General features: G+C 62.0%; 19 protein-coding genes. 12 read left to right on the forward strand and 7 right to left on the reverse strand.

All coding sequences use genetic code 11. The features are described from left to right. Positions 1 to 54: 54 nt before the first annotated feature. The 3 genes from zipA to JYG36_RS19080 all read right to left on the reverse strand — a co-directional run bounded on the left by zipA (position 55) and on the right by JYG36_RS19080 (position 5,279). A complete protein-coding gene (gene zipA / locus JYG36_RS19070) occupies positions 55 to 924 on the reverse strand; it encodes a cell division protein ZipA (RefSeq protein ID WP_045200443.1) in 870 nt (289 codons plus the stop codon). A gap of 204 nt (positions 925 to 1,128) precedes the next feature. Continuing rightward, complete coding sequence (smc, locus tag JYG36_RS19075; protein ID WP_213602026.1) at positions 1,129 to 4,617, reverse strand: chromosome segregation protein SMC; 3,489 nt, start codon at positions 4,615 to 4,617, stop codon at positions 1,129 to 1,131. Positions 4,618 to 4,619: 2 nt separating this feature from the next. Then, on the reverse strand, positions 4,620 to 5,279 hold the full coding sequence (locus tag JYG36_RS19080) for a GntR family transcriptional regulator (RefSeq protein ID WP_045200438.1): 660 nt from the start codon (positions 5,277 to 5,279) through the stop codon (positions 4,620 to 4,622). Positions 5,280 to 5,551: 272 nt separating this feature from the next. Between JYG36_RS19080 and xdhA the strand changes: the two genes are divergently transcribed. From xdhA to guaD, 4 genes are all read left to right on the forward strand, one after another. Continuing rightward, positions 5,552 to 7,006: a xanthine dehydrogenase small subunit gene (xdhA, locus tag JYG36_RS19085; RefSeq protein ID WP_093385476.1), complete on the forward strand. Its 1,455-nt coding sequence runs from the start codon at positions 5,552 to 5,554 to the stop codon at positions 7,004 to 7,006. Next, complete coding sequence (gene xdhB / locus JYG36_RS19090; protein WP_213602027.1) at positions 6,999 to 9,395, forward strand: xanthine dehydrogenase molybdopterin binding subunit; 2,397 nt, start codon at positions 6,999 to 7,001, stop codon at positions 9,393 to 9,395. Before xdhA ends, xdhB begins: the two co-directional genes overlap by 8 nt. 115 nt (positions 9,396 to 9,510) lie before the next feature. Then, positions 9,511 to 10,356: a xanthine dehydrogenase accessory protein XdhC gene (xdhC, locus tag JYG36_RS19095; RefSeq protein WP_045200432.1), complete on the forward strand. Its 846-nt coding sequence runs from the start codon at positions 9,511 to 9,513 to the stop codon at positions 10,354 to 10,356. A gap of 10 nt (positions 10,357 to 10,366) precedes the next feature. Then, positions 10,367 to 11,671, forward strand: coding sequence for a guanine deaminase (gene guaD, locus JYG36_RS19100; RefSeq protein ID WP_045200430.1), 1,305 nt, complete (start codon positions 10,367 to 10,369; stop codon positions 11,669 to 11,671). On the opposite strand, the gene aqpZ is transcribed toward guaD, so the two are convergent. Beyond that, on the reverse strand, positions 11,668 to 12,360 hold the full coding sequence (gene aqpZ, locus JYG36_RS19105) for an aquaporin Z (RefSeq protein ID WP_401288245.1): 693 nt from the start codon (positions 12,358 to 12,360) through the stop codon (positions 11,668 to 11,670). The genes guaD and aqpZ overlap by 4 nt on opposite strands. Positions 12,361 to 12,529: 169 nt before the next feature. Further along, positions 12,530 to 13,297, reverse strand: a complete 768-nt coding sequence (locus JYG36_RS19110; RefSeq protein WP_036994364.1) for a GntR family transcriptional regulator — start codon at positions 13,295 to 13,297, stop codon at positions 12,530 to 12,532. 360 nt (positions 13,298 to 13,657) lie between these two features. Between JYG36_RS19110 and JYG36_RS19115 the strand changes: the two genes are divergently transcribed. Next, positions 13,658 to 15,007: an NCS2 family permease gene (locus JYG36_RS19115; RefSeq protein ID WP_045200426.1), complete on the forward strand. Its 1,350-nt coding sequence runs from the start codon at positions 13,658 to 13,660 to the stop codon at positions 15,005 to 15,007. A 180-nt stretch (positions 15,008 to 15,187) separates the two neighbouring features. On the opposite strand, the gene uraH is transcribed toward JYG36_RS19115, so the two are convergent. After that, positions 15,188 to 15,541 (reverse strand): hydroxyisourate hydrolase, encoded by a 354-nt coding sequence (gene uraH / locus JYG36_RS19120; RefSeq protein ID WP_010225132.1) that lies wholly within the window; start codon positions 15,539 to 15,541, stop codon positions 15,188 to 15,190. A gap of 398 nt (positions 15,542 to 15,939) precedes the next feature. On the opposite strand from uraH, the gene puuE reads away from it, so the two are divergent. From puuE to JYG36_RS19155, 7 genes are all read left to right on the forward strand, one after another. Beyond that, positions 15,940 to 16,866: an allantoinase PuuE gene (gene puuE / locus JYG36_RS19125; protein ID WP_045200424.1), complete on the forward strand. Its 927-nt coding sequence runs from the start codon at positions 15,940 to 15,942 to the stop codon at positions 16,864 to 16,866. Continuing rightward, positions 16,866 to 17,381, forward strand: coding sequence for a 2-oxo-4-hydroxy-4-carboxy-5-ureidoimidazoline decarboxylase (uraD, locus tag JYG36_RS19130; RefSeq protein WP_045200422.1), 516 nt, complete (start codon positions 16,866 to 16,868; stop codon positions 17,379 to 17,381). Before puuE ends, uraD begins: the two co-directional genes overlap by 1 nt. 104 nt (positions 17,382 to 17,485) lie before the next feature. Next, entirely contained in the window at positions 17,486 to 17,989 is a 504-nt protein-coding gene (locus JYG36_RS19135; RefSeq protein ID WP_045200421.1) for an ureidoglycolate lyase, read from the forward strand. 50 nt (positions 17,990 to 18,039) lie between these two features. After that, a complete protein-coding gene (locus tag JYG36_RS19140) occupies positions 18,040 to 19,365 on the forward strand; it encodes a urate hydroxylase PuuD (protein ID WP_045200420.1) in 1,326 nt (441 codons plus the stop codon). A 133-nt stretch (positions 19,366 to 19,498) separates the two neighbouring features. Beyond that, positions 19,499 to 20,854: a nucleobase:cation symporter-2 family protein gene (locus tag JYG36_RS19145; RefSeq protein ID WP_045200418.1), complete on the forward strand. Its 1,356-nt coding sequence runs from the start codon at positions 19,499 to 19,501 to the stop codon at positions 20,852 to 20,854. Positions 20,855 to 20,987: 133 nt separating this feature from the next. Further along, positions 20,988 to 21,773 (forward strand): outer membrane protein OmpK, encoded by a 786-nt coding sequence (locus tag JYG36_RS19150; RefSeq protein WP_045200416.1) that lies wholly within the window; start codon positions 20,988 to 20,990, stop codon positions 21,771 to 21,773. 361 nt (positions 21,774 to 22,134) lie between these two features. Beyond that, a complete protein-coding gene (locus JYG36_RS19155) occupies positions 22,135 to 22,923 on the forward strand; it encodes an outer membrane protein OmpK (protein ID WP_045200414.1) in 789 nt (262 codons plus the stop codon). Between the two features lie 104 nt (positions 22,924 to 23,027). Here the strand turns inward: JYG36_RS19155 and JYG36_RS19160 are convergent, their stop codons facing one another. Further along, entirely contained in the window at positions 23,028 to 23,345 is a 318-nt protein-coding gene (locus JYG36_RS19160; protein WP_213602029.1) for a hypothetical protein, read from the reverse strand. Between the last annotated feature and the right edge of the window lie 12 nt (positions 23,346 to 23,357).

The following is a 23,357-nucleotide window of genomic DNA, read 5'->3' on the forward strand; positions in this document are numbered from 1 at the left end:
GAGCAGCCTTGGCTGCTCTTGCGTGTTTCTTATCGCGGGGCAAGCCCGCTCCTACTAGCGCTTCTGGGTCAGCGCGCGGCGCTCGAACTCGACAATGCGCTGGCGGTAGTGCTCGATGGTCTGCGCGGTCATCACGCTGCGCTGGTCATCCTTGAGCTCGCCATTGAGTTCGTGGGCCAGCTTGCGCGCTGCCGCCACCATCACGTCGAAGGCCTGCTTGGGGTGACGCGGGCCTGGCAGGCCGAGGAAGAAGCTCACCGCGCGAGTGCTGAAGTGATCGATGTCGTCGAGGTCGAACACACCGGGCTTGACCGCGTTGGCCATCGAGAAGAGCACTTCGCCATTACCGGCCATGCTTTCGTGACGGTGGAAGATATCCATTTCACCAAAGCGCAGACCGCTTTCAAGAATGTTCTGCAGCAATGCCGGGCCCTTGAAGCCGCCTTCATCGCGGGAAATCACACTGATCACCAGTACTTCTTCAACCGGCGGCAGGTCTTTGTCCGGCGCGGAACCGTAGCCGCTGGTTTTCGGGCTTTCATCCGGGAAGTCGTCGTCGGCATTGCCAAACAGGTCCGGCTCACGCGGTTCGGCGGCCAGGTTCAGGTCGCCCTGCTGAGGCTCGCTGCCGCGCTTGTTGCGCTTGCTCTTGCCGACCTTGGGTTCACGCTCACGCTCACGCCCGGCACTCATCGACGGCAGATCGTGCTCGTCCAGCGCTGGCTCTTTGTGGTTGTCGAGCACGCGCGGCTCACCGATCACTTCAGGGGAGCTGTCATCGTCCGGCAGGTTGGAAAAGCTGCGGTCCAGACGGAATTTCAACTTGCCCTTGCCGCCGCGCATGCGGCGCCAGCCGTCAAAAAGAATACCGGCAATGACAATAATGCCGATGACGATCAGCCACTCGCGCAGACCGATTTCCATGTAATCCCGTGCCTCTGTAAAAAATGCTGAAAAATAAAGGGTTTAAACCCCTTTAAAACGTGGCGCCAACTCTATGTTCTGACAGGCGTTTTACCCACGCAAAAAAATAAGTGACATTAAGCTAGCACGACCAAAGATAACTTTACACCGTCTGTCGCAACTGACAGGGCCATTTACCGCAGGTTCACGCGTTATTGCTTCAAATCAGGCGTCGACCATGGCCATCGCCTCCTCCACATCCACCGCCACCAGCCGTGAACACCCCGGTTCATGCATGGTCACGCCCATCAGTTGATCAGCCATCTCCATGGCAATCTTGTTGTGGGTGATGTAGATGAACTGCACCGTCTGGCTCATCTCTTTCACCAGCCGGGCGTAACGCCCGACGTTGGCATCGTCCAGTGGCGCATCGACTTCATCGAGCATGCAGAACGGTGCCGGGTTCAACTTGAAAATGGCAAATACCAGGGCCAGGGCGGTCAGCGCTTTCTCACCGCCCGAGAGCAGGTGGATGGTGCTGTTCTTCTTGCCCGGTGGCCGCGCCATGATCGTCACCCCTGTATCGAGTAGATCTTCGCCCGTCAGTTCCAGGTAAGCGCTGCCGCCACCGAAAACTTTTGGGAAAAGTGCCTGTAATCCGGCATTTATCTGATCAAAGGTATCTTTGAAGCGGTTGCGGGTTTCCTTGTCGATCTTGCGAATGACGTTCTCGAGGGTATCCAGGGCTTCGACCAGATCGGCGTCCTGGGCATCCAGGTAGCGCTTGCGTTCGGACTGCTGCTGGTACTCGTCGATGGCCGCCAGGTTGATCGCACCCAGGCGCTGGATACGCGCATCGATGCGTTCGAGCTCCTGTTCGGCTTCCTGCTCGCTGGCCTGCTCGCCCAGGGTCGCCAGCACCCCGTCGAGGTCGTAACCGTCGGCGAGCAGTTGCTCCTGCAAGGTCTTGCGCCGCACGCTCAGCCCTTGCCACTCCAGGCGGTGCTGCTCGAGCTGGCCACGCAACAGTTGCGATTGCTGTTCGGCCTGGGTGCGGCGTTTTTCGGCATCACGCAGCTCGCGGTCGGCTTCGTCCATGTGCAGGCGCGCCTGACGCATCTCGTCGTCGACGCTCATGCGTTTTTCCAGCAGCTCTTCAAGCTTGAGGCGCAGCTCTTCGAGCGGTGCCTCGCCCTCCTCCAGGTTCAGGGTCAGCTGTTCGCGTTTTTCGCTCAGGCGCTCGGACTGCAGCTCCAGCCGCTCCAGGGCCTGGCGGGTGGAATCGTGCTGGGCGCGCAGCGACCCCAGGCGCACGGCCAGCTGGTGGCCGTGGTCCTTGTGCTGGCGGGCTTCCTGGCGCACCCGGTCGAGGCGCTCGCGCAGGCTGTCGCGTTGGGCCAGCAACAGTTCGCGCTGTTCGGTGTCCTGGGCCATCAGGTCGAGGGCTTCCTGCAGCTGCAGGCGCGACTCACCGAGGTTTTCGTGCTCGATGCTGCGTTGTTCAAGCAGCTCGGCAAGCTCTTCTTCCAGGCGCCGGCGGCGCAGGCTCAACTGCTCGGCGCGGGCCTTGCCGGCCGAGAGCCTGGCGTTGAGTTCGCTTTGCTGGCGCGCTTGGTCCTGGGCGCTGCGACGCAACTGCTCGCGGCGCTCTTCCAGTTCTTGCTGCTGCTCGCGCAGTTCCTGCAATCTGGTTTCCAGTAGCTCCAGCGCCGCTTCATGCTCTTGCAGCTCTTGGCCCAGGCGCTCCAGTTCCTGGCCACGGGCGAGTACGCCACCCTGGGCGTCGCTGGCGCGGCTGACACGCAAAAAGTGCCGGCCAACCCAGTAGCCGTCACGGCTGATCAGGCTTTGCCCGTCTGCCAGCTGAGCGCGCAAGGCCAGGGCCTGATCGAGGCTCTCCACCGGTTTGACCTGGCCGAGCCAGGGCGCCAGGTCGATGCGCCCCTCGACCTTGTCGAGCAGGCTGCCGGGAATACGCACGCCTTCGCCACGGCTGGCGAGCAGGCGCAACTCGCCCTGATCGAAGGCGCCGAGGTCCAGGCCATTGAAGTCTTCGACCACTACCGCCTGCAGGTCGGCGCCGAGCACGGTTTCCACCGCCAGCTCCCACCCCGGCTCGACGCGCAGGCCTTCAGCCAGGCGCGGACGCTGCTCCAGGCCCTGCTCGCGCAGCCATTGCGCGGTGCCGGTGCTGGGGTCGAGCGCCGCCTGCTGCAAGGCTTCGAGCGAAGCCAGGCGGCCGCCCAGGCGCTGCAATTCGCCCTGGGCTTGCTGCTGGGCCTGCACCGCCTGCTGCAGTTGTTCGCGCAGGGTTTCTAGCTGCTCGACGACCTGCAGCTCTTCTAGCTGTAGTTCTTCGAGCAGCAATTCACTGCTGGCCACCTGCTCGCCCAGTTCGAGGATTGCGGCGTCTTCCGGGTCGGCGCTGAGCTGGTCGCGCTCTTCGCCAAGCTTGCGCTGGCGCTCGGCCAAGCGCTCGAGGCTGGTTTCCAGCTGCTGGATGCGCGCCTGCTGCACTTCGGCCTGGCGCCGCGGTTCGGCCGAGCGGGTGTTGAAGCTGTCCCACTGCTCCTGCCAGCCGTGCATGGTGGTTTCGGCGTCTTCCAGGGTGGCGGCGGCCTCTTCGGCGGCGGCCAGGGTCAGCTCCTGCTCGGGTTCGAGCATCTGCAGCTCTTCGCCCAGGGTGGCGAGCATCGTGCGGTCGTGGCCCAGGTGCGACTCGGTTTCGAGGCGCGCGCGCTCGGCTTCCTTGAAGTCATCCTGCAACTGGCGCAAGCGCTGCTGGCCGTGCTGGATGCTCTGCTCGACCCGGGCGATATCGCCGCCAACCGAATAGAAACGCCCCTGCACCAGGTTGAAACGCTCGGACAGCTCGTGATGGCCATCACGCAGGCGCTCGATGCTGGCATCGGCATTGCGCTGCTCGGCCACCAGCGCTTCGAAGGCCACTTCCTGATCGCCAATCACCGCTTCGCGCTGGCCGACCTGATCGTTCAGGGCCTGCCAGCGCAGGGCTGCCAGTTGCGCCTTGAGCTGGCGTTCCTCGGCCTTGTATTCCTTGTACTTCTCGGCCGCCTGGGCCTGGCGATGCAGACGTTCGAGCTGGCGCTCGAGCTCTTCGCGCAGGTCGGTCAGGCGTTCGAGGTTCTCGTGGGTACGGCGGATGCGGTTCTCGGTCTCGCGCCGGCGCTCCTTGTACTTGGAGATGCCCGCCGCTTCTTCGATGAAATTGCGCAGGTCCTCGGGCTTGGCTTCGATCAGCTTGGAGATCATCCCCTGCTCGATGATCGAATAGCTGCGCGGGCCCAGGCCGGTGCCGAGGAAGATATCGGTAATGTCCCGGCGCCGGCATTTAGCGCCGTTAAGGTAGTAGGTGTTCTGCCCGTCGCGGGTCACCTTGCGGCGAATGGAGATTTCCGCATACGCCGCGTACTCACCGACCAGGGTACTGTCGGAGTTGTCGAAGACCAGTTCGATACTGGCCTGGCTCACTGGCTTGCGGCTGGTCGAGCCATTGAAGATGACGTCGGTCATCGACTCGCCACGCAGGTTTTTCGCCGAGCTTTCGCCCATCACCCAGCGCACCGCGTCGATGATGTTGGACTTGCCGCAGCCATTGGGCCCGACCACCGCTGCCATGTTGCTGGGGAAGTTGACCGTGGTCGGGTCGACGAACGACTTGAACCCGGCCAGGCGAATGCACTTTAAGCGCATGCTCAGGCAGTCGCCAGCGCCGCCAGCACCAGCTCACAGCTGCGCTGGCAGTACTCGGCCAATACCGTGCGGATACGCACCTGGTCTCGGGCCACCACGGCTTCGAGCAGGTTGGCGAACAACACCAGGAAGTCGTTCATGTTGGCCTTGCGCTGGTCCAGCGCCAGGTAATAGGTACGACTCATGGCCGGCTGCAGGTTCTCGACGGTTTCCTGCAGGTACGGATTGTTGGCAAACGGATAGGCGGCGCGCATCACCGCGAAGCTTTCATCGACGAAGGCGCGGATGTCCTGGCGCTCGAACGCGCCGGTCAGGCGCTGCTGGATCTTGAGGAACGGATGCAAATCGCCATCGTTGCGCCAGTTAAGGGCCACGGCGTTGCCGAGCAGGTTGTACAGCTCGCCCATCAGCGTGCACAGGCTGCGCACATTGTGCTCATTGAGCTCGGTCACATGGGCGCCACGGCGCGGCAGGATGGTCACCAGGTGGCGGCGTTCGAGGATCAACAGCGCCTCGCGCACCGAGCCACGGCTGACATTCAATGCCTGGGTGACCTTCTGCTCCTGGATCCGCTCGGCGGGCTTGAGCTCGCCGCGGATGATCCGCTCGGCCAGATAATGGGCAATTTGCTCGGAGAGGCTGTCCGGCGCCTTGAACGTCATGGTTTTCCTTCAAAATCATTGAACTGTGCACAAGCGCCGAATTGTAGCGCACTTGCCCCCGCGCCGCGCAGTGGCCATGCAGCAGAAGTTGGCACGATTGGCGCAAAAGATTCGGATCACGCAGGGCCAACTATGCTCATAACAGAGCACCTGTGAAAGGGCGGAAGCGCCACGAGAAATTTCCTGACCCAAAGGTCAGAAAATTGTTGACCTGAAAATCAAGTCTGCTTACAGTCCGCTCAACAACAATAAGTCGCTTGTGAGGCCTTCCCGTGATCCAGTTTCTACTTAACCAGGAGCTGCGCAGTGAGCATGCCCTGGACCCCAACCTGACCGTGCTCGAGTATCTTCGTGAACACCTGGGCAAGTCCGGTACCAAGGAAGGCTGCGCCAGCGGCGATTGTGGCGCCTGCACCGTGGTGGTCGGCGAGCTGGCCGAGGGCGAGGACGGCGGCGAGCACATTCGCTACCGCAGCCTCAACTCGTGCCTGACTTTTGTCTCCTCGCTGCACGGCAAACAGCTGATCAGCGTCGAAGGGCTCAAGCACCAGGGCAAGCTGCACAGCGTGCAACAGGCCATGGCCGATTGCCACGGCTCGCAATGCGGCTTCTGTACTCCGGGCTTTGTCATGTCGTTGTTCGCCCTGCAAAAGAACAGCGACGCACCCGATCTGCACAAGGCCCAGGAAGCCCTGGCCGGCAACCTCTGCCGCTGCACCGGCTACCGGCCGATCCTCGCCGCCGCCGAGCAGTCGTGCTGCCAGGCCCAGCCGGATCAGTTCGACAGCGGCCAAGCGCAGACCATCGCCCGCCTCAAAGCCATCGCCCCAAGCGAAACCGGCGAGCTCAACAGCGGCGACAAGCGCTGTCTGGTGCCGCTGACCGTGGCCGACCTGGCCGAGCTGTACGGTTCGCACCCCGAAGCCCGCTTGCTGGCCGGCGGCACCGACCTGGCGCTGGAAGTCACCCAGTTCCACAAGACTCTGCCGGTGATGATCTATGTCGGCAACGTCGCCGAACTCAAGCGCATCGACACTCAAGCCGAACACCTGGAAATCGGCGCGGCCACGCCATTGACCGACTGCTACGACGCCCTGAGCCGCGAATACCCGGATTTTGGCGAACTGCTGCACCGCTTCGCCTCGCTGCAGATCCGCAACCAGGGCACCCTGGGCGGCAACATCGGCAACGCCTCGCCGATCGGCGACTCGCCGCCCCTGCTGATTGCCCTGGATGCGCAGATCGTCCTGCGCAAAGGTGACAACACCCGCACCCTGGCCCTGGAAGACTACTTCATCGACTACCGGATCACCGCGCGTCAGGAAAGCGAGTTCATCGAGAAGATCATCGTGCCACGGGCCCGCGCCGACTGGGCGTTCCGCGCCTACAAGGTGTCCAAGCGCCTGGACGATGACATCTCGGCAGTCTGCGCGGCATTCAACCTGCGTATCGAGAACGGTGTTGTCGGCGCAGCGCGCATCGCCTTCGGCGGCATGGCGGCGATTCCCAAGCGCGCCCGCGCCTGCGAAGCGGCGCTGGTCGGCAAGGCCTGGAACCAGGCCAGCGTCGAGCGCGCCTGCCAGGCCCTGGCCGAAGACTTCACGCCGCTCTCGGATTTCCGGGCGAGCAAGGAATACCGCCTGCTCAGCGCGCAGAACCTGCTGCGCAAGTACTTCATCGAACTGCAAACGCCGCACATCGAAACTCGGGTGACCGCTTATGTCTAACCATCACGTCGCCAAAAGCCAGGCCGAAATGGCAGAACTGTTCAGCCAGGACCTGACCACCGGGGTCGGCCGCAGCCTCAAGCACGACAGTGCCGACAAACATGTGTCGGGCGAAGCGGTGTATATCGATGACCGTCTGGAGTTTCCCAACCAGTTGCATGTGTATGCGCGCCTGTCCGACCGCGCCCACGCCCGGGTGCTGAGCATCGACACCAGCCCCTGCTACGCCTTCGAGGGCGTGCGCATCGCCATCACCCATGAAGATGTGCCGGGCCTCAAGGACATCGGCCCGCTGCTGCCCGGCGACCCGCTGCTGGCGATCGACACCGTCGAATTCGTCGGCCAGCCAGTGGTTGCCGTCGCCGCCCGTGACCTGGATACCGCGCGCCGCGCGGCGATGGCCGCGATCATCGAGTACGAAGACCTGGAGCCGGTGCTGGATGTGGTCGAGGCACTGCGCAAGAAGCACTTCGTGCTCGACAGCCACACCCACCAGCGCGGCGATTCGGTCAGCGCCCTGGCCAGCGCCCCGCACCGCCTGCAGGGCAGCCTGCACATCGGCGGCCAGGAGCACTTCTACCTGGAAACCCAGATCTCTTCGGTGATGCCCACCGAAGACGGCGGGATGATCGTCTACTGCTCGACCCAGAACCCCACCGAAGTGCAGAAGCTGGTGGCCGAAGTGCTCGACGTGCCGATGAACAACATCGTCGTCGACATGCGCCGCATGGGCGGCGGTTTCGGCGGCAAGGAAACCCAGGCGGCAAGCCCCGCCTGCCTGTGCGCGGTCATCGCCCACCTCACCGGCCAGCCGACCAAGATGCGCCTGCCGCGGGTCGAGGACATGCTGATGACCGGCAAGCGCCACCCGTTCTACATCGAGTACGACGTCGGCTTCGATGACAACGGCCGCCTGCATGGCATCAATTTCGACCTGGCCGGCAACTGCGGTTGCTCGCCGGACCTCTCGGCCTCTATCGTCGACCGTGCGATGTTCCACGCCGACAACGCCTATTACCTCGGCGATGCCACCATCCACGGCCACCGTTGCAAGACCAACACCGCCTCCAACACTGCCTACCGTGGCTTCGGCGGCCCGCAAGGCATGGTCGCCATCGAGGAGGTGATGGACCATATCGCCCGCCACCTGGCCCTCGACCCGCTGGCGGTGCGCAAGGCCAACTACTACGGCAAGACCGAGCGCAACGTCACCCACTACTACCAGACCGTCGAGCACAACATGCTCGAAGAGATCACTGCCGAGCTCGAAGCCAGCAGTGACTACGCCGAGCGCCGCGAATCGATCCGCCGCTTCAACGCCAACAGCCCGATCCTGAAAAAAGGCCTGGCGCTGACCCCGGTAAAATTCGGCATCTCGTTCACCGCCAGCTTCCTCAACCAGGCCGGCGCCCTGGTGCATATTTACACCGATGGCAGCATTCACCTGAACCACGGTGGCACCGAGATGGGCCAGGGCCTGAACACCAAGGTCGCGCAGGTGGTAGCCGAAGTGTTCCAGGTGGATTTCCAGCGTATCCAGATCACCGCGACCAACACCGACAAGGTGCCCAACACCTCGCCGACCGCGGCTTCCAGCGGCGCCGACCTGAACGGCAAGGCGGCGCAGAATGCCGCCGAGATCCTCAAGCAGCGCCTGACCGAATTTGCCGCACGCCAGTACAAGGTCAGTGAAGAGGACGTCGAATTCCGTAACGGCCATGTGCGCGTGCGCGATGAAATCCTCAGTTTCGAAGCGCTGGTACAACAGGCCTATTTCGCCCAGGTGTCGCTGTCGAGCACCGGCTTCTACAAGACCCCGAAGATCTATTACGACCGCAGCCAGGCCCGCGGCCGGCCGTTCTACTACTTCGCCTTCGGCGCAGCCTGCGCCGAGGTGATCGTCGACACCCTGACCGGCGAGTACAAGATGCTGCGCACCGACATCCTGCACGACGTCGGCGCCTCGCTGAACCCGGCCATCGACATCGGCCAGGTCGAGGGTGGTTTCATCCAGGGCATGGGCTGGCTGACCACCGAAGAGCTGGTGTGGAACGCCAAGGGCAAGCTGATGACCAACGGCCCGGCCAGCTACAAGATCCCGGCGGTAGCGGATATGCCGGTGGATTTGCGGGTGAAACTGGTGGAAAACCGCAAGAACCCGGAAGACACGGTGTTCCATTCCAAGGCCGTGGGCGAGCCGCCGTTCATGCTCGGCATTGCCGCCTGGTGCGCGATCAAGGACGCCGTGGCCAGCCTTGGCGATTACCGCGTGCATCCGCTGATCGATGCGCCAGCGACGCCGGAGCGGGTGCTCTGGGGCTGCGAGCAGATGCGCAAGGCGCTGGCGGCGCAGCAGGCTGCTGCCGAGGTTGAGACAGTCGCTCCGTAGGGCGCCAATCGCGGGTCAAGCCCGCTCCCACAGTGGACTACTGTGGGAGCGGCGGTGCGACGACTCGACTTGACCCGCGATGAGGCCAGAACAGGCACCACATAGGTAACTGAACATGCACACCTGGATCAACGCCCTGTCCGACCTGCAGTCCCGCGGCGAGCCCTGCGTACTGGTGACCATCATCGAAGAGCGCGGCTCGACGCCGCGCAATGCCGGCTCGAAGATGGTCGTCAGCGCCGAGCAGTTGTTTGACACCATCGGCGGTGGCCACCTGGAATACAAGGCCATGCATATCGCCCGGCAAATGCTCGCCGAGCGCCGCGAAGCGCCGCACCTGGAGCGCTTCAGCCTCGGCGCCAGCCTCGGCCAGTGCTGCGGCGGTGCCACCGTGCTGCTGTTTGAGCCGATGGGCCAGGTTCAGGCGCAGATTGCCGTCTTCGGCGCAGGCCATGTCGGCCGCGCTCTGGTACCCTTGCTCGCCGCCCTGCCCTGCAAGGTGCGCTGGATCGATTCGCGCGAGCAGGAATTCCCCGAGAGCATTCCCGCCGGGGTCAGCAAGATCGTCAGTGAAGAGCCGGTGGATGAAGTCGATGAGCTGCCCGCTGGCAGCTACTGCATCGTCATGACCCATAACCATCAACTGGATCTGGAACTGACCGCGGCGATCCTCAAGCGCAATGATTTCACCTGGTTCGGCCTGATCGGCTCGAAGACCAAACGCGTCAAGTTCGAGCATCGCCTGCGCGAGCGCGGCTTTGCCGAGGAACGCCTGCAGCGCATGCGTTGCCCGATGGGCATCGCCGAGGTCAAGGGCAAGCTGCCGATCGAGATCGCCGTGTCGATTGCCGCAGAAATCATTGCCACCTACAACGCAAGCTTTGGCCAGCACAACAACGCTGCCAACGCCGGCCCCATTGCCCAATTGCTGCCGCCATCACGGCGCAGCCAAGCCATATGACGAGAGCCCTATGAGCGCAACCCGCAAAGCCTACCGTGCCGCCATCCTGCACAGCATCGCCGACCCTGCTGAAGTAGGCGTCGAAGCCTCCTATCAGTATTTCGAAGACGGCCTGCTGGTGATCGACAACGGCAAGATCAGCGCTGTCGGCCATGCCCGCGACCTGCTGCCGAGCCTGGCCGCCGACATCGAGGTCGAGCACCATCAGGACGCCTTGATCACCCCGGGCTTTATCGACACCCATATCCATTTCCCGCAGACCGGCATGATCGGTTCCTACGGCGAGCAGCTGCTGGACTGGCTCAACACCTACACCTTCCCCTGCGAAAAGCAGTTCGCCGACAAGGCGCATGCCGACAAAGTCGCGAAAATCTTCGTCGAGGAACTGCTGCGCAACGGCACCACCACCGCCCTGGTGTTCGGCAGCGTGCACCCGGAATCGGTCAATGCCTTCTTCGAAGAAGCCGAGCGCCTGGACCTGCGGATGATCGCCGGCAAGGTGATGATGGACCGCAACGCCCCGGACTACCTGACCGACACCGCCGAATCCGGTTATGTAGAAAGCAAGGCGCTGATCGAGCGCTGGCATGGCAAGGGCCGCCTGCACTACGCAGTGACCCCGCGTTTTGCGCCGACCAGCACCCCGGAGCAACTGGCCCTGGCCGGCCAGCTGCTGGGCGAATACCCCGACCTGTACATGCACACCCACCTGAGCGAGAACCTCAAGGAGATCGACTGGGTCAAGGCGCTGTTCCCGGAGCGCAAGGGCTACCTCGACGTCTACGATCACTACAAGCTGCTCGGCCAGCGCTCGGTGTTCGCCCACGGCGTACACCTGTGCGACGACGAATGTCAGCGCCTGGCCGAAACCGGCTCGGCCGTGGCCTTCTGCCCGACTTCCAACCTGTTCCTCGGCAGCGGCCTGTTCAACCTGCCGCAGGCCGAGAAGTTCAAGGTCAAGGTCGGCCTGGGCACCGACGTCGGCGCCGGCACCAGCTTCTCGCTGCTCAATACCCTGAACGAAGCCTACAAGGTCATGCAGTTGCAGGGCGCGCGCCTGAGCCCGTTCAAGTCACTGTACCTGGCAACCCTGGGCGGCGCCCGGGCGCTGAGCCTGGATGACCGTATCGGCAGCCTGCAGCCGGGCAACGATGCTGACTTCGTGGTCCTCGACTACAAGGCCACGGCGTTGATGGACTACCGCATCCAGCAGTCGAACAGCATCGACGAGACGCTGTTCGTGCTGATGACCCTGGGCGATGACCGCACCGTCAAGCAGACCTTCGCTGCCGGGCGCTGCGTGCATCAGCGCTAAGGCTCGCGGAACAGCCCCTTGTACAGCGCGCCGCCGATCACCGCCCCGATCAGCGGCGCCACCCAGAACAGCCACAGCTGCTGCAACGCCCAGCCGCCGACGAAAATCGCCGGGCCGGTGCTGCGCGCAGGGTTCACCGAGGTATTGGTGACCGGTATCGAGATCAGGTGGATCAAGGTCAGGGCCAGGCCGATGGCAATCGGTGCAAAGCCTGCCGGGGCACGGCTGTCGGTGGCGCCCATGATGATCAGGATGAACATCGCGGTCATCACCACTTCACTGGCAAAGCCTGCCGCCAATGAGTAGCCGCCGGGGGAATGCTCGGCATAGCCGTTGGACGCCAGCCCCGCCGACAACTCGAAACCGGCCTTGCCGCTGGCAATGAAGTAGATCACCGCCGCACCGAGAATTGCCCCGATCACCTGGGCGATGACGTAGGGCAGCAGGTCTTTGAGTGGAAACCGCCCACCCACCACCAGCCCGACCGACACTGCGGGGTTGAGGTGGCATCCGGAAATATGGCCAATGGCGAAAGCCATGGTCAGCACGGTCAGGCCGAAGGCCATGGCCACTCCGACCAGGCCGATACCAATGGGGAACGAGGCGGCAATCACCGCACTGCCGCAGCCACCCACCACCAGCCAGAACGTCCCGATCAGTTCAGCACCCATGCGTTTGCTCAGGGGCATCGACATATACCAGTCCTCAAGTAGTTGAAGTTCTACGCAAAGCGCGCAAGCCCAACTGCTTGATGAAGGTTTGCGGTGGATCAGGTGAGAATCTAGCAGAGGCTGGATAACCTGCCAGTGGCCTGAAACGCATCGCGGGGCAAGCCCCGCTATTTGATGTTACTGGCCTTCAACCCTTGAGCGGTGCAACCCCACCCCGCTTCTTGGTTTGCAGCAGGTGCGAGAACACCGCGTGCAGGTCATCCGAAGCGCTGTCTTCGTCGAGGTTGAGCTTGCTGTCGATGTGGTCCATGTGGTGCATCATCAGGCTCACCGCCTGGTTGACGTCACGGGCCTCGATGGCGTCGATCAGCTGCATGTGCTCGTCGTAGGAGCAGTGCGAGCGGTTGCCGCTTTCGTACTGGGCGATGATCAGCGAGGTTTGCGACACCAGGCTGCGCTGGAAGCTGATCAACGGGGCGTTGCCCGCCGCTTCCGCCAGTTTCAGGTGGAACTCGCCAGACAGGCGAATGCCGGCACCGCGATCGCCACGGGAGAAGCTGTCGCGCTCTTCGCGGACCATCTGGCGCAGTTCGTTGAGTTGCTCGGCGGTGGCGTGCTCGACCGCAAGCTCGGTGATCGCGCGCTCTACCATGCGCCGCGAGAAGAACACCTGGCGGGCCTCTTCGACCGTCGGGCTGGCCACTACCGCGCCGCGGTTGGGCCGCAGCAGCACCACGCTTTCGTGGGCCAGGCGCGACAGCGCGCGACGGATGATGGTGCGGCTGACGCCGAAGATCTCGCCCAGGGCTTCCTCGCTCAACTTGGTACCCGGCGCCAGACGCTGCTCGAGGATGGCCTCGAAAATGTGCGCGTAGACGATATCGTCCTGGGTTCCGCTACGACCGGCCTTGCCGGTACGCACTGGTTTCTTGAGAGGTTGCAGCTGTTCGTTCATGGGCACTCGAGCACGGAGATCCGCCAGTCGGACCCTGACTGTAATACCAGCCAGAGGGGCGATGGCAAGTCCTGGTAAGAAAATTAAACGATTAAGGTATTGGCACATTGTACACAGCCGCAGGGATTTCTGCAGGTGCCGATGGCCTTTATAGCTACGCCTGCAAATTATCTGGCCACAACAACGAAAACATTATTTGCATTCTTTGTATACAAACGCATAATCCATCCGTGCAACTTCCTGACCCAGAAGTCAACAAACGGTCCGGTGGCCTGCCATCCCATCCGCCTCACAGAGCCCCCCCAGTGCGTGCGCAGGACTGGTTCTGGAAAACAAGAAAAGACTTGAGGAGTACACGCTGTGGAAAGCCGCAAATCCGACGCCCCTACGCTGGATCTTGCCCCACCGCTCGAAACGAGCTGGCTGGAGCGGATTTTCAAACTCAAGCTACATGGCACCACCGTCAAAACCGAGATGATCGCCGGGTTGACCACCTTCATCACCATGGCCTACATCATTTTCGTCAACCCCAACATCATGGCCGATGCCGGCATCGATCACGGTGCGGCATTTGTCGCCACCTGCATCGCTGCCGCCCTCGGCTGCCTGTTGATGGGCCTGTACGCCAACTGGCCGGTCGGCCTGGCACCGGGCATGGGCCTGAACGCCTTCTTTACCTACACCGTGGTCGGGACCATGGGCTACACCTGGGAAGCCGCGCTGGGCGCGGTATTTGTCTCCGGGGTGCTGTTCATGCTGCTGACTTTGTCGCGGGTGCGCGAATGGCTGCTCAACAGCATTCCGGTCAGCCTGCGCCATGCCATGGGTGCCGGCGTCGGATTGTTCCTCGGACTGATCGGTCTTAAAACCGCAGGGATTGTCGTCGACAGCCCGGCGACCCTGATCAAGCTCGGCTCGCTGCACGAGCCCGGCCCGCTGCTGGCAGCCATCTGCTTTCTGATGATCGCGGTGCTCAGCTACCACCGGGTGTTCGGCGCGATCCTGATCAGCATCATCAGCGTCACCCTCGCCGGCTGGGGCCTGGGCCTGGTCGAGTACGGCGGCTTGTTCTCGCTGCCGCCGAGCCTGGCACCGACCTGGATGGCCATGGATGTTGCCGGGGTGTTCAACGTCAGCATGATCGCGGTGGTGTTTGCCTTCCTCTTCGTGCACATGTTCGACACCGCCGGCACCCTGATGGGCGTAGCCCAGCGGGCCGGCCTGGTGAATGCCGACGGGCGCATCGAGAACCTGTCGCGGGCGCTTAAAGCAGACAGCGCCTCGAGCGTGTTCGGCGCGGTGGTTGGTGTACCGCCGGTGACCAGCTATGTAGAGAGCGCGGCAGGTGTCGCCGCCGGCGGCCGTACCGGGCTGACTGCGGTGGTAGTCGGCCTGTTCTTTATCGCCGCCATGTTCTTCGCCCCGCTGGCCGGGATGATTCCTGCCTACGCCACCGCTGGCGCGCTGATCTATGTGGCGATGCTGATGATGGGCAGCATGGCCCACATCAACTGGGATGAAGCCACTGACAGCATCCCGGCGATCGTCACCGCGATCATGATGCCGCTGACCTTCTCGGTCGCCGACGGCATCGCCCTGGGCTTTATCACCTATGTGGTGCTCAAGGCCGGGACCGGACGCTACAAGGAGATCTCGGCCAGCCTGTGGGTGCTGACGGCGATCTTCATTGCCAAGTTCGTGTTCCTCTAACACGGCACACTGCGACAACAGGGCCTCACCTTCGGGTGGGGCTTTTTGTTGTGTGTGAGGGACCTATCGCGGGTCAAGCCCGCTCCTACACCCGCGATGAGGCCGCAGAAAAATCACAGGCAAAAAAAAGCCCGCAGTGTGAGCGGGCAAGGGACCTACGAAGATTCTTCTAGCGACCAACTAGCTTCCACGATAGGTCGAGTAACTGTACGGCGAGATCAACAGCGGCACGTGGTAGTGATCCTGTTCGGCGCTGATGCCGAAACGCAGTACCACCACGTCAAGAAAAGCAGGCTCGGGCAGTTGTACGCCGCGGGCACGGTAGTAGTCGCCGGCGCTGAACTGCAGCTGGTAAACGCCGCTGCGGTAATCATCGCCTTGCAGCAGCGGTGCGTCGCAACGGCCATCGCTGTTGGTCAGGGTAGTGTTCACCAGTTCCAGCTGCTGGCCTTCGACCCGGTAGAGCTCGACCTTGATCGAGCTGCCAGGGCAGCCATGAGCGGCATCCAGTACATGCGTGGTCAAACGTCCCATTGCTTGCTCGCCTCTGTTCTATCTGTGGGCAAAAAATACCCGCACGCCAGCGTCAGGAAGCCCGACAACGTGCGGCTGTCGGATTATTAAGACATTTTTCTATGAAATTGTACACAATAATTCGGTATTCTTTCCTGGCACGCCGCTCATCCCCTGTAAATAGGCCATCAGTCGCAAAACCACGCCAATAGCCGACGCATCCGTCATTAGCTGACCGATCAGGCAGGTTTCTTGCAGGGCTCCTTATAGAGGTGGGAGTGGCCAAAAAGGCAAAGAAAAGCGAAAAAACAGGCTTACAAATCGCAAACAAAGTTGTATACAATCATTCCATCGTCGTGGCCGATACCCTACCCGGGTACCCACGCCCTCCGTATTCACGTACAAGAAGGAAGACTGCAGTGAGCGCTGATTACCCTCGCGACCTGATCGGTTACGGCAACACCCCACCTCATCCGCGCTGGCCGGGGAATGCCCGCATTGCTTTGTCTTTCGTGCTCAACTACGAAGAAGGTGGCGAACGCAACATCCTTCACGGTGACAAAGAGTCCGAAGCCTTCCTCTCGGAAATGGTCGCCGCCCAGCCGCTGCAGGGCGCGCGCAACATGAGCATGGAATCGCTGTACGAGTACGGCAGCCGTGCCGGCGTCTGGCGCCTGCTCAAGCTGTTCAAGGACACCGGCGTGCCGCTGACCATCTTCGCCGTGGCCATGGCCGCCCAGCGCCATCCGGACGTGATCCGCGCCATGGTCGAAGCCGGCCACGAGATCTGCAGCCACGGCTACCGCTGGATCGACTACCAGAACATGGACGAGGCCCAGGAACGCGAGCACATGCTCGAAGCCATCCGCATCCTCACCGAACTCACTGGTGAACGGCCGCTGGGCTGGTACACCGGCCGTACCGGGCCGAACACCCGGCGCCTGGTGATGGAGGAAGGCGGCTTCCTCTACGACAGCGACACCTACGACGACGACCTGCCTTACTGGGAACGCAACAACCCCACCGACAAGCCGCACCTGGTGATCCCCTACACCCTGGACACCAATGACATGCGCTTCACCCAGGTACAGGGTTTCAATTGCGGCGAGCAGTTCTTCCAGTACCTCAAGGACGCCTTCGATGTGCTCTACGAAGAAGGCGCCGAGGCGCCGAAAATGCTCTCGATCGGCCTGCACTGCCGCCTGATCGGTCGCCCGGCGCGCCTGGCTGCGCTCAAGCGCTTCGTCGAGTACGCCAAGAGCCATGACCAGGTCTGGTTCGCCCGGCGCGTGGACATCGCCCGTCACTGGCATGCCACCCACCCTTTCCAAGCCGAGAACGCCTAATGACCGCATTCAAGACCCTGAAGCCTTCGACCCTGGACCGCACAGCGTTTGTCGAAGCCTTCGCCGACATCTACGAACACTCGCCATGGGTTGCCGAAAAGGCCTACGACCTCGGCCAGTTGCACGAAGCCGACCAGATCGAAGCCCTGCACCAGCGCATGAGCGACATCCTCCTGAGCGCCGACCACGCCGCCCAGCTGGCGCTGATCAATGCTCACCCGGACCTCGCCGGCAAGGCCGCGATCCAGGGTGAGCTGACCGAATCGAGCACCAATGAACAGGCCGGCGCCGGTATCCACCAGTGCACCGCCGAAGAGTTCGAGCGTTTCACCGAACTCAACGATGCCTACAAAGAAAAGTTCAAGTTCCCGTTCATCATGGCGGTCAAAGGCAGTAACCGGCACCAGATCCTCGCCGCCTTTGAAAAGCGCATCCACAACTCGGTCGAGGCCGAGTTCAAGGAAGCGCTGGCGCAGATCAACCTGATTGCCCTGTTCCGCCTGCTGCAGCTTTAAGGGCGTCGACCGCCGGGCTGGCCCGAGTGCGCGACGCGAGCGTACCCAGGGCCTGACCGGCGCCACAACGGCACCCTCCACAACACAGAATAAAGAGAATCCGCATGCGCACTTTAGTGATTGAGCCCCTGAGCAAAGAAGCCTTCGCCCCTTTCGGTGACGTGATCGAAACCGACGGCAGCGACCACTTCATGATCAACAACGGCTCGACCATGCGCTTCCATCGTCTGGCCACGGTCGAAACCGCACAACCCGACGACAAGGCGATCATCAGCATCTTCCGCGCCGATGCGCAGGACATGCCCCTGACCGTACGCATGCTGGAGCGCCATCCGCAGGGCAGCCAGGCTTTCATTCCGCTGCTCGGCAACCCCTTTCTGATCGTGGTCGCGCCCGTTGGCGATGCACCTGTATCAGGCCTGGTCCGTGCCTTCATCAGTAATGGAAGGCAGGGCATCAATTACCATCGCGGCGTCTGGCACCACCCGGTGCTGACGATCGAAAAGCGGGATGACTTCCTGGTGGTTGATCGCAGTGGCACTGGCAACAACTGCGATGAGCATTTTTTCAATGAGGATGAGCAATTGATCCTCGCCCCCCACCAATAAGAGAAGACCTGAGCGCCCGGCTACAGGGTGCCAGGGTAGAGGTAAAGACTGTGGAAGCACATCTGTTGGAATGGCTGAACCTGAGCGTGCGTTGGGTTCACATGATCACTGGCGTGGCATGGATTGGCGCGTCGTTCTACTTTGTCTGGCTGGAAAACAACCTCAACCGGGCTAACCCGCGCGACGGTCTGTCCGGCGATCTCTGGGCGATTCACGGTGGCGGGATCTACCACCTGGAGAAGTACAAGTTGGCTCCGCCAAAAATGCCGGAGAACCTGCACTGGTTCAAATGGGAAGCCTACTTCACCTGGATGTCGGGTATCGCCCTGCTGTGCCTGGTGTTCTACTGGAACCCGACCCTCTACCTGCTGGCCCCTGGCAGCACCCTGAGCGGTGGTGAAGGGATTGCCATCGGTGTCGGTTCGCTGATCGCCGGCTGGTTCATCTACGACTTCCTCTGTGACTCGCCACTGGGCAAGCGCCCTGGCCTGCTCGGCCTGGTCCTGTTCGTGCTGGTCATTGCCGCCTGCTACGGCTTCAGCCAGGTGTTCAGCGGCCGCGGCGCGTACCTGCACACCGGCGCGATCATCGGCACCATCATGGTCGGCAACGTGTTCCGCATCATCATGCCGGCCCAGCGTCAGCTGGTGGCCGCCATCGAAGCCAACCAGACCCCCGACCCGCTGCTGCCGGCCAAGGGCCTGCTGCGTTCGCGACACAACAACTACTTCACCCTGCCGGTGCTGTTCATCATGATCAGCAACCACTTCCCGAGCACCTATGGCAGCCAGTACAACTGGTTGATCCTGGGCGGTATCGCGGTGGCTGCGGTGTTGGTGCGTCACTACTTCAACACCCGTCATGACAGCAACAAGTACGCCTGGACCCTGCCGGTCGGCGCCCTGGCGATGATCTGCCTGGCTTACGTTACCGGCCCTGCGCCGATGCCGACTGCGCCACAGCAGGCCGCCGCCAAGGTTGAGTACCAGCCGCTGCCGGAAACCGCCCTGGGTGGCAAGACCGCTGCCGAGAAAGCCGCCGAACAAGCTGCCGCCCCTGCCCAGCCAGCCGCCCCTGCTGCTGCCCCGGCCGAGGCCACCGCCAAGCTCGACGATGCCGGTTTCGACAAGATCCACAGCGTCATCCAGGAACGCTGCGCGGTGTGCCATTCGGCCAAGCCGACCAGCCCGCTGTTCAGCGCCGCCCCTGCCGGGGTGATGCTCGATACCCCGCAGCAGATCCAGCAACAGGCCGCGCGCATCCAGGCGCAAGCGGTAGCCACGCAGATCATGCCCCTGGGCAACATCACGCAGATGACCCAGCAGGAACGTGAACTGATTGGCGCCTGGGTCGCCAAGGGAGCACCGACCAACTAAGGCAGCCGCAAGCTGCCAGCTGTAAGCGGCAAGCAAAAAAAAGCTGCAAGCCAAGCGCGACCTCCTGCTTCTTCTTGAAGCTTGGCGCTTGAAGCTTGCAGCTCCAAGAATAAAAACAAAACCGAGGTGTTGCATGTCCGAGTCACGCAAGGCGTACATCCCTGTTGCGCCCCCACGACAGCCACTGCCCCTGTTCCAACTGTTCCTGGTGGGTCTGCAGCATGTGTTGCTGATGTACGGAGGCGCGATTGCCGTGCCGCTGATCATCGGTCAAGCCGCCGGACTTTCTCGTGAAGAAGTCGCTTTCCTGATCAATGCCGACCTGCTGGTCGCTGGTGTCGCCACCATCGTCCAGTCGTTCGGCATTGGTGCTGTCGGCATCCGCATGCCGGTGATGATGGGCGCAAGCTTTGCCGCGGTCGGCAGCATGGTGGCCATGGCCGGCATGCCCGGCGTCGGCCTGCAGGGGATTTTCGGCGCGACCATCGCCGCCGGCTTCTTCGGCATGATCATCGCGCCGTTCATGTCCAAGGTGGTGCGCTTCTTCCCGCCCCTGGTGACCGGCACAGTCATCACCTCGATCGGCCTGTCGCTGTTCCCGGTTGCCGTCAACTGGGCCGGCGGCGGCGCCGATGCCGCACCCTTCGGCTCCCCCGTGTACCTGATCGTCGCCGGCCTGGTGCTGGCCACCATCCTGCTGATCAACCGCTTCATGCGTGGCTTCTGGGTCAATGTCTCGGTGCTGATCGGCATGGGCCTGGGCTACATCATTGCCGGCTCCATCGGCATGGTCGACCTCACCGGCCTGAGCGAAGCGCCCTGGGTCCAGGTCGTCACCCCGCTGCACTTCGGCATGCCGACCTTCAGCCTGGCGCCGATCCTGTCGATGTGCCTGGTGGTGGTGATCATCTTTGTCGAGTCCACCGGCATGTTCCTCGCCCTGGGCAAGGTCACCGACCGTGAAGTCACCCCGGGCATGCTGCGCCGCGGCCTGATGTGCGATGCCGGCGCATCGTTCGTGGCCGGCTTTTTCAACACTTTCACCCACTCCTCGTTCGCCCAGAACATCGGCCTGGTGCAGATGACCGGCGTGCGTTGCCGCTACGTTACGGTAGTTGCCGGAGGTTTTCTGATCCTGCTCAGTCTGCTGCCAAAAGCGGCGTTCCTGATTGCCTCGATTCCGCCAGCAGTACTCGGCGGCGCCTCGATTGCCATGTTCGGCATGGTCGCCGCTACCGGCATCAAGATCCTCCAGGAAGCCGACATCGCCGACCGTCGTAACCAGTTGCTGGTGGCCGTCAGCGTCGGCATGGGCCTGATCCCGGTGGTGCGCCCCGAATTCTTTGCACAGATGCCGCAGTGGATGGAACCGATCACCCATAGCGGCATTGCCATGGCCACCGTCAGCGCGTTGATCCTCAACCTGCTGTTCAACATCCTCGGTGGCGCCGAGCGCGCTGCCCACAACGATACCGCCCACCAGCACTGAGCCTTTGGGCGGCGCTTGCCGCCCGGCGTCACCCGAGCAACATGCAAGGCCGTCGACCCGTGGGAGCGGGTCGGCCGGGGCGCTTCGCGCCAAAAAACCGAAAACCAACAATAACAAAGCCGGGAATCACAACATGAAAGGCATCACCACTTCCCTCCTGCTGGGTAGCAGTCTGCTGGCCACCTTGCCAGCCGCCGCAGGGGACTTGCTGCTCTGGCACACCAACAGCCTCACCTACCTCTACGGCAAGGACTTCCAGGTCAACCCGGCGATCCAGCAGACGCTGACCTTCGAACACGCCAACAAGTGGAAGTACGGCGACACTTTCCTGTTCATCGACAAGATCTTCTACAACGGCGGTACCGACCGCAACAAAGGCAGCAACACCTACTACGGTGAGTTCAGCCCGCGGCTGTCGCTAGGCAAGATCTTCGATCGCAAATTCGAGTTCGGTCCGATCAAGGACGTACTGATCGCCATGACCTACGAGTCGGGCGAAGGCGACAACGAGGCCTACCTGATCGGCCCCGGCTTTGACCTGGCGATTCCCGGCTTCAACTACTTCACCCTCAACATCATGCAGCGCAACACCGAAGGCAGCCGCCCAGGTGATCGTGTCTGGCAGATTACCCCAACCTTTTCCTACACCATCCCCGTGGGCAAGTCCGACGTGCTGATCGATGGCTACATGGACTGGGTGGTGGACAACGATCAAACCCGGCGCGGCACCTACCACGCCAACCTGCAGTTCAACCCGCAGGTCAAATACGACCTGGGCAAGGCCCTGAACCTGGGCGCCAAGCAGTTGTACGTAGGTATCGAATACAGCTACTGGAAAGACAAATACGGTATCGAGAACAGTGGGAAGCTCGACACCAACCAGAGCGTTACCAGCGCCCTGGTTAAGGTTCACTTCTAAAAGCTGACCAAACGCACAGTTTTTGCCACACCTGCTCCAGGACGGAGCACTTGAGGACCGGCGCGCAAGCCAGTAATCTGCGCGCCCCCTCGCTCAGGGCAGGACGGATCCTGTCTGCGTTTGCTGACCGCTCAGTCAATGAATTCGGGCGGTTGGCAAGCGTCACGCCATCCAGCAATACCCTTTTCATCTGTTCAGTCTGACGTCGAGCAGGATTGTTGAGCCAGCCCCAAAAAGTTGGCCCAGCTCTTGCCAAACAGCTGTGGCCAATCGAAAAAAACTGACTCAGAAGACAAGTAATTACCCAAAAGGTGCCACACCAGAGCACCGACACAGAATCAATCAAGGGAGCAACTACGCGATGCGTATTACCAACAGCCTGATCCTCGCCAGCGGCCTGCTGGCGGCCAGCACCGGCGCCAGCGCCGGTGACCTGCTGCAATGGCAGAACAACAGCCTGACCTACCTGTGGGGCAAGAACTTCGCCGTCAACCCGTCGATCCAGCAGACCGTGACCTTCGAGCACGCCGATGCCTGGAAGTACGGCGACAACTTCATCTTCGTCGACAAGATCTTCTACAACGGCGACAAGGACTTCAACAACGGCCCCAACACCTACTACGGCGAGATCAGCCCGCGCCTGTCCTTCGGCAAGATCTTCGACCAGAAGCTGGCCTTCGGCCCGGTCAAGGACGTGCTGCTGGCCATGACCTACGAGTTTGGCGAAGGTGACACCGAGTCCTACCTGATCGGCCCGGGTTTCGACCTGGACATCCCGGGCTTTGATTACTTCCAGCTGAACTTCTACCAGCGCCACACCGAAGGCAGCCGCGCCGGTGACAACGTCTGGCAGATCACCCCGGTATGGTCCTACACCATTCCCGTGGGCAAGTCCGACATCCTCATCGATGGTTTCATGGACTGGGTCGTCGACAACGATGCCACCAGCCGCCGTGGTACCTACCACGCCAACCTGCACTTCAACCCGCAGGTCAAATACGACCTGGGCAAGGCGCTGAACTGGGGCGAGAAGCAGTTGTATGTCGGTTTCGAATACGACTACTGGAAGAACAAATACGGCATCAAGGACAGCGATGCCTTTGATACCGATCAGAACACGGCCAGCTTCCTGGTCAAAGCGCACTTCTGATCTGCACGAATACAAAGTTGCGCCCTGCATGGGCGCAACTTTTATAAGCAAGTCAAACTTCGGAAATCTCTTACATCAACTAAGGTGTTTTCCTACAAACGAATTCAACCGATACTCGCGCGCCGCAGATTCAGACGCAGATACAAACCAGCAGCCGCAAGCCCCGGTGCAATTACCCCAAAAACCAACAGACTGAATAACACCGCCCGGTGATCGATCAGGCGCAGTACATCTGCCAACAGGATTCCCAGGCAGACCAGCACGCCCAGCCCAGCCACGCCCAGGCAACTGCCCGGCACAGTAGCAAAGCGACGCCTGCGCGCGCAAAGCAAAACCATGACGCACAGGCTGGTCCAGGCCAATGCAGTGGCCATGTACAAGCCCAGGTGAAAGACATCGTAGGTCAATGTTCTGAAGGGCATTCATGGGCTCCT

This window comes from Pseudomonas sp. SORT22, from assembly GCF_018417635.1.
Classification (GTDB): Bacteria; Pseudomonadota; Gammaproteobacteria; order Pseudomonadales; family Pseudomonadaceae; genus Aquipseudomonas.